Raw genomic sequence first — 12370 nt, 5'->3', positions numbered from 1 at the left:
TTAAAAAAATACCGCGTTAGCTTAAACTAACGCGGTATTTTTATCACCCCAGCATTAAATCCACTGAGTAAAACCCGCCCCATAATAAAACCACCAGCGACGTTTGTGCTAGCTGTGCGTTTAACTGCTTGCCATCGCGTTGATATATCGCCACACACAAGGCTAATTGCACCGGTAATAACAGCAGCATCACCAGCCCCTGATAATGATCAACAAGCAATAATAACGACGGTAATAACACCGTCATACAATAAAGGTGCTTACTGGCTTTTACGCCTAACCGCGTTGCTAAAGTAAATTTTTGGGCTCTGCGATCCGATGCGACATCACGAATGTTATTCACTAGCATGATAGCCACAACCAAAAAGCCGATTTGACTAGCAGGAATAAATACATCAAGCGTTAGTACTTGAGTTTGTAAATAATAACTACCGACGACTGCCAGCCAGCCAAAATAAAGAAACACGGCGACTTCACCGAGCCCATGTGACGCCAGCGGGCGTGGCCCACCACTATAAACATATACACCAAGCAAAGATAACAGACCTAACACGACGTAAGCCCAACCACCAACATAGATAAGATAACAGCCGCTAACAATAGCCAGTAAACACATTGCGATAATGCCAAGGCGTAAATGCGCTGCAGATATAAGTCCTTTTTGTAATGCACGATCAGGTCCTAACCTGTCATCACCATCAACGCCACTCTTACCATCGAAATAATCATTAGAAAGATTCACGGCAATTTGTAATGCCATACAGCAAACCATGCACAATATGGCTATATAAAAACTGAAATTAACCGGAGAGTCGAACCATGCCAGCGTTTGCCCAAGTAAAATAACTGCCAGTGCCACCAGTAGTGTTTTTGGACGAGTAACAAGAAACCAAGAAGATAATGTAGTCATAACATTTAGCACTGCGGGAAATAGATAAAATGAGCATAAAATACCTATTTAGTAATGTCCACTTTTATTCTATGAATAACAGGGTCACCGCAACAGCAATGACCCTGTTATCTCTGTTGCGATGAACTCAGCCACCATTTAGGCCAACAAATCAACATTCAGACCAACAAACCAGCTAAGCTTAAACAATAGCCTAGGCATAATTCACTCACCTCACATCCGCTTAGATCTTTCTCGATCTGCCTAGATCTTGTTGACGATATTGTCATAGGTTTCAAAGCGCCGTTTAATTTTACGAATGTAATTAACGGGTTCTTGCCCACGCACATAACCATATCGGGCTTTAGCTGCATACTCAGATTTAGACAGCAACAACATGGCTTTTTCAACATGGCCAAACCAGACATCATCGCGCCAGCCTTTTTGTTTCGCCAAACGCATGGCATCACGAACATGCCCAGCTCCGGCATTATAAGACGCCAGCGTAAACCAGATTAGCTGATCTTCTTGCACTTCGTCTTTGCGCATACGTTCACGTACCCAGTTCATATAAAGCACACCGGCTTGAATACCCCGCTCTGGTACATGCACATCCAAGATGCCTAACTCTTTGGCGGTCCTTGGCATTAATTGGAATAGACCTTTGGCCCCAGCCATAGACTTCGCTTGCGGATTAAAACGACTTTCCTGATGCATCTGAGAAACCAATAAGCGCCAATCAAAATCATGCTGACGGGCATATTTCTTCACTATGTCATCATAAGGCGATAATACGCCAGAATCATTCTGCAGTGCGTAACCTTTATAATGGCTATCTAAGCGTTTCTGATTTTTAAAGTATTTATTATAAATGACATTATAAAATAAGCCCTTGTAGTGCTTCTTAATAAAAGCATTAGATTTTGCTAACAGCTTATCGTTACCCGACGCCACAGCCCAACTTTGTGATTTAGGTGCACCTAACGCCATTAACGATTGGATATCATCACGAAAGGTCATCTCAATATCAACAATATGACTATCGGCAATCGTCATTTCGTATTCTTTTTCCCCCACCTTATCTAGAATAAGCTCAGTTTCTTGGCTTTCAGGTACGCCGACTAAGTTAATACCAGCAACGGTTTTCTTTAACTCGACGGCGCTTTCCCAATACGAACTCGATGGACGGATATAAATATTACTGTTCACCAGTTCGCTTTGATCATTTATCTCGGCGCGATCCTTATGCGCAACAACCAATTCAGAGGCATAATGATAAGGTCGCGAGAAGGCAATGCCTTTATTACGTCGCTGTGCTGTAGGGGTTAAAAAACCCAGCGCAATATCGGCTTTATCTTCAAGTAGGTAATCAAGCAAGGCCACATTGTTCGGCGCGACGATCATTTCATAACGTAATTTATGCTCTTTGGCAAAGCGCTTAGCTAATTCATAATGAAAACCGAGCAATTCTCCACGCCAAATGTAATAAGAAGAAAGATTGTTACGTAACACAAAACGGACGGTTTTAGTGGTTTGAATTTTTTGCCATTGGTTTGCGTAGTTATGCTGTTTTTTCGGTTTTTCTTTAGCTATTAGATTTTGTGTTGTCAGAAATTGATTCAATTCAGTTAACAAGGCTTTATTGCTCGGCGCCACCCCCCAAGCTAGTTGACGCGTTGCGCTGGCTTGCAAGCTCATCTTAATATCATCACGGTAAGTACTTGCTGAACTAATTAAATTCTCATCTTGAATACTAATATCGTATTCGCCACTGGCCAGCTTATCGTATAAAACTTCATGGCTAATGCCGCTATCGACTAAACGAATTTTCAGCTTGGGATAGACCTTTTGTAACCCTAATGCCGTTGATTCATAGCTCTTGCCCTTTTGAATCACTATTTCACGACCGTTTAAGTCTTTACCCGATTTTAAACTTTTGCTTTGACTGCCCATCACCAAGTATTCTTTGGTCAACAAGAAAGGATCGCTAAAACTCACCCGTTTTGCGCGTTCACGCGTGTTCGTTAAATTAGCGGCAATCACATCACCTTCACCGGCGAGCAGCATTGGAATAAGATCTGCGAACTTGGTCACCCGGATATTGTCAATTTCCAGTTTTTTTTCATCAGCGAATTGCTGCAGGTAATCTAATTCAATATCTTGAGGGTGGCCTCGGCGCGGGAAGATAATTTCGCCGCCACTCCAGGTTAATATGCGTAATGTCTTTTGAGTGGGCTTAGGAATAGGTAAAGCGGTGGCTGGAACATTAATACTAGATTGATTTAAAGGCTCGACATTAGTCGCAGTATTGGAACTTGCCTCTGAATTTAATTGTGAAGATACGATAAACGTATCTAGAATAAATATAACGAGCAGCACGAAATATATTTTCTTTGCAGTCTTACTGACTAGAATTTTATACATTACATTCCTTTATAATGTTTATAGGACAACTCGAGTATTTTACGGCTATCAGATTATGTTACTATCGACATCCTTAAATCCACACTCTCTATAGGACTCTCTTTTATGCTTATCTCTTTTTTTGTTGGCGTTACTTTGGTTATTTACATTAAGCAAAAAGCACTAACACCACATTCACACGACACCATAGTGGTATTAATTACCGATGGTTATAAAGCACTGTTCGATGACATTAAAAAAGTAATGAAATAGTTACACAGTAATAGCAGAATCGTCAACAGTATCTTACTTTAGTTCAACAAAGTTCACTTAATCGACAAAAAAACCAAGTAAAACACAGAATAAAGTTGTTATGACTAAGAATTTTATAATTCAAGGCATGAATGGCTTTACTTTTATTATGCGACCGATAAACTGACCTCTCTTAACGGTGCTAACTGACGCTGAATATGCAACTGGTTATGCTCCATATTACGATACAGAAAGCAGAGGACGTCGATTTTGAGTAATACTGAATCATTAGATACCCCCACTTTAGGCCAGAAATTATGGTTTAACTTACCCCTTTGGCAAAAAATTGTGATCGGTATGATCCTCGGTATTACCGTGGGTATTATCTTCGGTGAAGATGCAGTGATCCTTAAACCAATTGGGTCGTTATTTGTAAACACCATTAAGATGTTGATTGTGCCACTGGTTTTCTGTTCAATCATTGTTGGTATCACCTCAATGCAAGACACCAGCAAAATGGGCCGCATTGGTTTTAAAGCTGTGTTGTTCTACTTGCTTTCTACTGCTGTCGCGATCACCATTGGTCTCGCGTTAGGTAATTTACTGCAACCCGGTGCAGGTTTAGACCTTATCGCCCAACAAGCAGAAGTTGTAAAAGCAACACCTTCCCTCACAGATACCCTGGTAGGATTAGTACCAACGAATCCAATAGGCGCGCTTGCTCAAGGTCATATTCTGCAAATTATCGTATTCTCTGTTGCCCTTGGTATATCTCTGACACTGATTGGTGAAAAGGGCAAACCTGCTGTTGCCGTTTTTGAAAGCCTTGCCGAAGCCATGTACAAATTGACAGACCTAGTGATGAAGCTTGCACCCTACGGTGTATTTGCATTAATGGCATGGGTCGCGGGTAAATATGGTTTAACATTATTATTACCATTAATGAAAGTAATTGGTGCGGTTTACCTTGGTAGTATTTTACATGTACTTGGTGTGTACAGCGCTTTAATTCTATTCATCGCCAAGCTGAGTCCAGTCCAGTATTTCCGCGGTATTGTTGATGCTCAGGTAGTAGCATTCACCACTACATCGAGTGCCGGTACCTTACCTGTATCAATGAAATGTGCGCGTGAAAAATTAGGTGTATCAAAAGGCGTATCAAGTTTTGTACTGCCATTAGGCACGACCATCAACATGGATGGTACAGCGCTTTATCAAGGTGTAACGACATTATTCGTGGCGCAAGCATTTGGTATTGATTTAGGCATGCCTGAATATATCACCATTATCTTAACAGCAACATTGGCATCCATTGGTACCGCAGGTGTGCCTGGTGCAGGTCTTATCATGCTAACGTTAGTACTTACTACCGTTGGCTTGCCTGTTGAAGGTGTGGCGCTGATTGCCGGTATCGACCGTATTCTTGATATGGCACGTACCACAGTGAATATCTCCGGTGATATCGCTGCATCAGTGATCATCGCGAAATCAGAAAAAGAATTAGATACCACGATTTATAACGCTAACTAGTTATAACGTAATATCGCGGTAGGGTTAAATCTAAACCGTACAAACAACAAAGCCACTGATGACAATCCAATAAAAAGGAAATGACATCAGTGGCTTTTTTGTTTAAAACTCAGCTTACATAAATGCTAATTTAGCAATGAATATAGCCGTTAATACCCAGATACTAATCGATACTTCGCTCGCTTTACCTGAACCTACTTTCAAGAACGTGAAGGCAATAAAACCAAGGGCAATACCATTAGCAATCGAGAACGTGAACGCCATCATGATCGCAGTAATACAAGCAGGAACATAGTCGGTAAATTCATCCCAGTTCACTTTACTCAATCCACTCATCATCAAGAATGACACAAAGATAAGTGCACCAGCCGTCGCATAGCTAGGAATAATTAACGCGATATCAGTAAAGAAGGTTGCCGCTAAAAATAGCACACCTACGGTTACTGCCGTTAAACCAGTTCGACCACCTGCAGCCACACCTGATGCACTTTCAACATACGATGTTACTGGTGGACAACCCACACAAGCACCTAATACACTTGAAACGGAATCAGCTTTTAATGATTTTTTCAGGTTTTCAATTTCACCTTTTTCATTAATCAGATTGGCTTTATCCGCGACGCCCATTAAGGTACCAGCCGTATCAAACATGTTCACAAATAAGAACGAGATGATGACACTGATCATACCAACATTAAAGATGCCTTCAGCGTTATAGAACAGGTGTTCAAAATCCATCGCCATGAAGATTGGCGCAATGCTTGGCGGCGAAGAAATAATTGACGCTGGCGCAGAAACAAGACCCAGTGGAATACCAGCAAGTGTCGTCACTAACATACCGATTAATACCGCACCAAATAGATTACGACGAAATAACGAGCCAATAATTAAAAATGTTAATGCAGCCAGTAAGACACTCGGTTCTTTAAAGTTACCTAAAGTAGTCAGCGTTGGTTCAAAAGAAACCACGATACCGGCATTTTTAAAGCCAATAATACCCAAGAATAGACCGACACCCGCCGTCATCGCATAGCGTAAACTCTGCGGTATACTGTCGAGTATCCATTCGCGGATCTTATAAAAGCTCATCAAGGCAAAGAGTACACCCGATACAAATACCGCCGCCATCGCAACCTGCCAGGTATAACCCATGTCAAATACAACAGTGTAAGTAAAGAAAGCATTAAGCCCCATACCCGGCGCAAGACCCACTGGCCAGTTGGCGTATAGACCCATCAACATACAACCAATTGCAGCACCAATACAGGTAGCAACAATCAAGGCATCTTTATCCATGCCAGTCTTTGCCATTAGATCGGGGTTTACAAAAATAATGTAAGCCATAGTAACAAAGGTCGTTAAACCTGCCATAAGCTCAGTTTTTACCGTAGTGCCATGCTCAGAGAGTTTAAATAACCGCTCCAGTATGCCACTTTGAGGTGAACCCTGTAACTCAGATCCTTGTTGTGTTTTATCCATCATACTTCCCTTGTTGTATTCGGCTTTACCGATTTTCCGTTTTTATAATAAGTAGGTTTATTACTGTATATTTCACTGTGCTTGCAAGATATGTTGTTACTGTTTCAAGCTAGCTACCGCGATAAGTAGAATAGCTAAACGGTGAGACTAACAGCGGCACATGATAATGCGCTTGGGTATCGCTAATACCAAAACGGATCACAATATCATCTAAGAAAGCCGTTTCAGGCACAACTGCGCCACGCTCACGAAAATAATCAGCCGTATCAAATTGTAACTGATACTTACCAACACGCAGTTCTTCACTGGTTAATAATAAAGAATCGGTGCGACCGTCGCTGTTCGTTACTGCAGAAGTAACAAGCTCTAATTGCTCCGCTTCCACTCGATATAACTTAATACTGATACCTGCGCCAGGTACGCCATTCGCTGTATCAAGCACATGTGTACTGAGTCCACTCATAATCAAAATACCTTACTGTCACGATTAAATATTGCTGTTTAAATATCGTCTAAACTTAAGATTGAACACATAGATCGATACAAAATGTTAATTTTATGTTTCACATGATTGCAGAAAAACGATGGAAAGTTAAATTATTAATCTCTTTTTTTATTTTGAAATACAAAAAAACACGGTCAACATCTAACAATAATCAGTTTTAGAGAGATAAAATCGACAATAAACCAACAAATGTGTCGGTTTTAGGTGGAAATGTAAATATTGCAAACTTGTTACACAAATAGATGGATCTTGTACACAATAATTGCAATAATTGTTCAACAGCATGGTTACTTATTAACAACTAAATAAGTAATTGTAGAGCATATGCATAACAAGGAGTCATGATGACTGTTGCCTATCCCAGAGATCTTATTGGTTATGGCCAAGCGGTACCACACGCTAATTGGCCTAACAAAGCACGCTTGGCAATCTCATTTGTGCTTAATTATGAAGAAGGTGGCGAACGTTGTGTATTGCATGGCGACAGTGAATCTGAAGCCTTTTTATCCGAAATGCCAGGCGCAGTCCCACTACAGGGTGTACGCAATCTCAGTATGGAGTCTTGCTATGAGTATGGCAGTCGAGTCGGTGTATGGCGTTTACTCAATCTATTTGCTGACTACCAAATACCACTGACCGTATTTGCGGTCGCCATGGCATTAGAAAGACACCCGGATGTAGCAAAAGCTTTTGTCGCTGCCAACCACGAGATCTGCAGTCATGGTTATCGCTGGATTGATTATCAATATACCAATGAAGTCGAAGAACGCGAGCATTTACATAAAGCCATCGACATCATTAAAGCATTAACAGGTAAACGTCCATCAGGCTGGTATACCGGTCGATTGGGCCCAAATACTCGCCGTTTAGTCGCAGAAGAAGGTGGTTTTTTGTATGACTCAGATGCCTATGATGATGACCTACCCTATTGGGTTAAAGCCAATAATCAGCCACATCTTGTTATCCCTTACACTTTAGATGTTAACGATATGCGCTTTGCAACACCACAAGGTTTTAATAGTGGCGAGCAGTTCTTTCAATACTTAAAAGATAGCTTCGATACCCTGTATGCCGAAGGTGCTGAGTCACCAAAAATGATGTCGGTTGGTTTGCATTGCCGTTTAATCGGCCGTCCAGGACGTATTGCCTCACTCAAGCGCTTTTTAGACTACGTAAAACACCATGATGATGTGTGGTTATGCACACGTGAACAAATCGCCAATCACTGGATTGAAAATCATCCATATCAGGGATCTTAACATGACACATTTTAGTACTTGCATCCCAAGTCAGCTGACGCAATCCGATTTTGTCACCATTTTTGCTGATATTTATGAGCACAGTCCTTGGGTTGCAGAACAAGCTTATCAACAATACCAAGCGCAAAAAATTAATGACAATATCGATGAAATTGCCTCACTACAGCAATGTATGGCAGATATTTTACTCGCAGCTGGCCATGAACAACAGCTTGCATTAATCAATGCTCACCCAGATTTAGCTGGCCGCGCAGCGGTAAATGGTGAACTCACCGCCGCTTCGACCTCAGAGCAAGCCGGTGCGGGGATAGATCAATGTAGCACCGAAGAATTTACCCGTTTCACGCAACTCAATGATGCTTATAAAGCGAAATTCAATTTTCCGTTTATCAAAGCCGTGCGTGGTGCCAACCGTTTTTTAATCTTAGCTGACTTTAAACATCGTATTCAAAATGATACCGACACCGAGTTCAAGCAAGCATTATTAGAAATAAACAAGATAGCCGCATTTCGCTTAAACGATTTATAACAGGGATGACAACAATGACTACTGAATTAAACTTTGATCGCCATATTAACCTTGCTGATGAAAAACTCGGTGCTGAAGCCATTTTTGCTACTGATGATTTTTTTGCCGATAAACAACGTATGCTTAAAACAGAAGCCGCAGTATTTGTACCCGATCTTTACGATGACAACGGTAAATGGATGGACGGTTGGGAATCTCGTCGTAAACGTCATGAAGGTTATGATTACTGCATCGTTCGTTTAGGTTTGCCAGGTTCAATTGAAGGTTTGAATATTGATACTGCAAACTTTACCGGAAACTACGCACCTTCAGCCTCTGTTGATGCTTGTTTTGTGGCTGACGGTCAAGATCCACAAGCAGAAACACAGTGGACAGAAATCCTCGGTTCAGAATCACTGCAAGGTGATAGCGAGCACCTATTCAGCCTAACAAGCGATACAGTTTATACCCACGTACGTCTTAACATCTACCCTGATGGTGGCGTAGCACGTTTACGTGTTTACGGTAAACCAAGTATTAACTGGGATAACATCAGCGCCGATCAAGAAATTGATTTAGCGGCAACCGTTAACGGTGGTCGTGCGATTGCCTGTAACGATGAACACTTTGGGGTCATGGGTAATTTATTAAATCCAGGCCGCGGTATCAACATGGGTGACGGTTGGGAAACTGCACGTCGTCGTACACCGGGCAATGACTGGGTAATTATCGCACTGGGTAATAAAGGCAGTGTTAATCGCATCGAAATCGATACCGCACACTTTAAAGGTAACTTCCCTGATTCAGTCAACATCCAAGCAGCTTGTGTGGCTGGCGGTACAGAAGAACAGATCCAAGCGCAAAGCTTATTCTGGCGTGAACTGTTACCAGCACAAAAATTATCTGCAGATAATATTCATAACTATCAACAGCAAGTGAATGCCCTGGGTGATATTACCCATATCCGCGTCAATATTTATCCAGACGGTGGTATTAGCCGTGTGCGTATGTTCGGAACCGTATCGAAATGATGACTGACATGATCACACTGGAGCCATTAACCGCAGATGCGTTTAAGCCTTATGGTGATGTTATCGCAACAGCTGACCGTGATCATTTCATGATCAACAATGGATCAACCCGTCGCTATCATCAGCTTGCCAATGTCGATATCGAGGCAGAAGGTGGCCGAGCGATCATCAGCATTTTTCAAGCTACACCGCTAGCTTACCCGCTATCAGTGACCATGATGGAGCGTCATCCACTCGGTTCACAAGCGTTTATTCCTTTGTTTGGTAATAGCTATTTAATTTTAGTAGCTGCGCCGACTGGTGATCTTAATGATGATCGCTTAGACAGCCAAACCATTCGCGGTTTTATCAGTGATGGCACGCAAGGCGTCAACTATCACAAAGGTGTCTGGCACCACCCTATCCTCGCATTAACAGACCAAGATCAGTTCTTAGTTGTTGATCGTGCAGGCCCAGGTAATAACTGCGAAGAAGTTCATTTTACTGATAGTGAAATACGGGTATTTGAAAAACCAGTAAATTGATTTTAAGCACTAGTACATATATTAATACACGCATTAAGACATATATTTAATAAAGCGTAATTGTATCAAACGGTACTCGTACGCAACTATAATAACAGGGAGTATTTATGGATCCGCATATTACGGAATGGCTGAATCTTGCGATTCGATGGATGCATATGATTGTTGGTATCGCGTGGATCGGTGCCTCATTCTATTTTGTATGGCTAGAAAACCACCTTAACCGCGTTAACCCAAAAACGGGCCTAGCTGGCGATCTTTGGGCTATTCATGGTGGTGGTATTTATCACTTAGAAAAATACAAACTCGCACCAAAAACAATGCCAGAAACATTACATTGGTTTAAATGGGAAGCGTATACCACTTTCATTAGCGGTATTTCACTACTCACTGTGGTGTATTATTTCAATGCCCAAGCTATGCTGATCGCACCAGAGTCTGGCTTAGTAGAATGGCAAGGTATTGCCATTGGTATCGCAACTATCGTGGTGGGTTGGATTGTTTATCATCTATTGTGTGAGTCACCACTCGCACAAAAGCCAGCCTTGATGGGCGCGGTATTAATGCTCATGATCATTGCTGTCGCCTATGGCTTATCACTGGTATTCACAGGTCGCGCGGCTTATATCCATGTCGGCGCCATGATCGGTTCGATCATGGTCGGTAATGTATTCTTTGTTATCATGCCAGGACAACGTAAAATGGTCGCGGCAGTATCGAAAGGTGAAACGCCGGATCCAAAAGATCCAGCTAAAGCACTATTGCGCTCGCGCCATAATAACTACCTGACATTACCCGTGTTATTTATCATGATCAGTAATCACTTCCCAAGTACTTATGGCAGTGAATACAACTGGTTAATATTAGCGGCTATATCTATTATCAGTGTATTAGTGCGTCATTACTTCAATACGCGCCACCAGCATCAGAAATACGCTTGGACTTTACCGTTCGCCGCTTTTGCGATGATCACGTTAGCATATGTGACTAAACCAACAGTGGATAACAGTGCGCCACAAGTTGCATTTAGTCAAGTACAAAACATTGTCGTAGCACGTTGCGCAATGTGCCATGCGACCAACGGCGTGGCACCAATGGCAGGTGTACACCTTGATACACCAGAGAACATCAAGCTGAATTCAGACCGGGTATTATCGGCAGTACGCAACCGCGTCATGCCACAGGGTAATATCACCAAAATGACTGGTGATGAACGTACTACCGTTATCAATTGGATCAATCAAGGCGCGAAAATATAGCGCAGCTATAATAACGCAGCCATGTAACGCAGTAAGCTAATCCCTATTCATAAGTTATGAGTAGGGATTTTTAAATTAAAATGGAACAAAACCCTACTCTAAATGTCTTAGCGCTATATAAAATTACGATAAGACCTCCTATGGAACAATTAAACAATCAGCTCTTTTTAGCCATTAACCAATTTGCAGGCCAAAATCAATTCATTGATTACATTTTCATATTCCTTGCAGAAGGAATGCCTTACATCTTTATCACATTAGTTGTCTTAGTGTGGTTTCGTAGTGAAGAAAGGATTAAACGTTACCTCATTGCAGCAACCTTGACCTCTGTTGTGGGTATCGCGATCAATCATGTTATTGCGCAAGTTTATTTTCATCCACGTCCATTCATGAATGATCTTGGTACGACATTAGTTCAACACACTGCAAACTCATCATTCCCATCTGACCACACAACGTTTATGTTTTGTATCGCATTTAGTTTATTGTTTCATCAAGCAACAAAAAAATTAGCATTGGGATTGACAGTATTCGCGGTTATCGGTGGGTTATCTCGGGTGTATATTGGTGTACATTACCCTTTCGATATCGCAGCTGCGTCAGTTATTGGCGTGTTATCAGCAATAATAGTACATACAGTTCGCCATAAACTTGCAGGCTGTTACAACCTGATTATTGCTACGGCTGATCGCTTAACTAGCCGACTGTTATAAGTACACGGCATAACAAAG

12 protein-coding genes are annotated in these 12370 nt (G+C 41.7%); 8 read left to right on the top strand and 4 right to left on the bottom strand.

The features are described 5' to 3' along the window. Positions 1-43 precede the first annotated feature (43 nt). Together menA and CXF93_RS04510 are read right to left on the bottom strand one after the other, a co-directional pair. Complete coding sequence (gene menA / locus CXF93_RS04515; RefSeq protein ID WP_101061238.1) at positions 44-910, bottom strand: 1,4-dihydroxy-2-naphthoate octaprenyltransferase; 867 nt, start codon at positions 908-910, stop codon at positions 44-46. Between the two features lie 243 nt (positions 911-1153). Next, positions 1154-3313, bottom strand: coding sequence for a transporter substrate-binding domain-containing protein (locus tag CXF93_RS04510; protein ID WP_101061237.1), 2160 nt, complete (start codon positions 3311-3313; stop codon positions 1154-1156). Between the two features lie 105 nt (positions 3314-3418). Here CXF93_RS04510 and CXF93_RS22040 point away from each other — a divergent pair, with 105 nt between their 5' ends. Both CXF93_RS22040 and CXF93_RS04505 read left to right on the top strand, forming a co-directional pair. Next, on the top strand, positions 3419-3565 hold the full coding sequence (locus CXF93_RS22040; RefSeq protein WP_198551583.1) for a hypothetical protein: 147 nt from the start codon (positions 3419-3421) through the stop codon (positions 3563-3565). A gap of 249 nt (positions 3566-3814) precedes the next feature. Next, positions 3815-5074, top strand: a complete 1260-nt coding sequence (locus tag CXF93_RS04505) for a dicarboxylate/amino acid:cation symporter (protein WP_101061236.1) — start codon at positions 3815-3817, stop codon at positions 5072-5074. A gap of 114 nt (positions 5075-5188) precedes the next feature. On the opposite strand, the gene CXF93_RS04500 is transcribed toward CXF93_RS04505, so the two are convergent. Together CXF93_RS04500 and uraH are read right to left on the bottom strand one after the other, a co-directional pair. Next, positions 5189-6553 carry an NCS2 family permease gene (locus CXF93_RS04500; RefSeq protein WP_101061235.1) on the bottom strand — a complete coding sequence of 455 codons (1365 nt, stop codon included), beginning with the start codon at positions 6551-6553 and terminating at the stop codon, positions 5189-5191. Positions 6554-6662: 109 nt separating this feature from the next. Next, positions 6663-7016, bottom strand: a complete 354-nt coding sequence (uraH, locus tag CXF93_RS04495) for a hydroxyisourate hydrolase (RefSeq protein WP_101061234.1) — start codon at positions 7014-7016, stop codon at positions 6663-6665. 386 nt (positions 7017-7402) lie between these two features. Between uraH and puuE the strand changes: the two genes are divergently transcribed. The 6 genes from puuE (at position 7403) to CXF93_RS04465 (ending at position 12352) form a co-directional block, all read left to right on the top strand. After that, the gene (gene puuE / locus CXF93_RS04490) at positions 7403-8317 is read left to right on the top strand and encodes an allantoinase PuuE (protein WP_101061233.1); all 915 of its coding nucleotides are present in this window, start codon (positions 7403-7405) and stop codon (positions 8315-8317) included. A 1-nt stretch (position 8318) separates the two neighbouring features. Next, positions 8319-8846, top strand: coding sequence for a 2-oxo-4-hydroxy-4-carboxy-5-ureidoimidazoline decarboxylase (gene uraD / locus CXF93_RS04485; protein ID WP_101061232.1), 528 nt, complete (start codon positions 8319-8321; stop codon positions 8844-8846). 14 nt (positions 8847-8860) lie between these two features. Continuing rightward, the gene (gene alc, locus CXF93_RS04480) at positions 8861-9856 is read left to right on the top strand and encodes an allantoicase (protein WP_101061231.1); all 996 of its coding nucleotides are present in this window, start codon (positions 8861-8863) and stop codon (positions 9854-9856) included. Next, positions 9856-10380 (top strand): ureidoglycolate lyase, encoded by a 525-nt coding sequence (locus CXF93_RS04475; RefSeq protein WP_101061524.1) that lies wholly within the window; start codon positions 9856-9858, stop codon positions 10378-10380. Before alc ends, CXF93_RS04475 begins: the two co-directional genes overlap by 1 nt. Before the next feature lie 107 nt (positions 10381-10487). Then, a complete protein-coding gene (locus tag CXF93_RS04470) occupies positions 10488-11639 on the top strand; it encodes a urate hydroxylase PuuD (protein ID WP_101061230.1) in 1152 nt (383 codons plus the stop codon). Positions 11640-11779: 140 nt separating this feature from the next. Further along, the gene (locus tag CXF93_RS04465; RefSeq protein ID WP_101061523.1) at positions 11780-12352 is read left to right on the top strand and encodes an undecaprenyl-diphosphatase; all 573 of its coding nucleotides are present in this window, start codon (positions 11780-11782) and stop codon (positions 12350-12352) included. Positions 12353-12370 lie beyond the last annotated feature (18 nt).

The sequence above is a fragment of the Moritella sp. Urea-trap-13 genome (genome assembly GCF_002836355.1).
GTDB lineage: Bacteria > Pseudomonadota > Gammaproteobacteria > Enterobacterales > Moritellaceae > Moritella.
The sequence above is the reverse complement of the archived record's forward strand: the minus strand, read 5'-3'. Positions and strand labels throughout refer to the sequence as shown.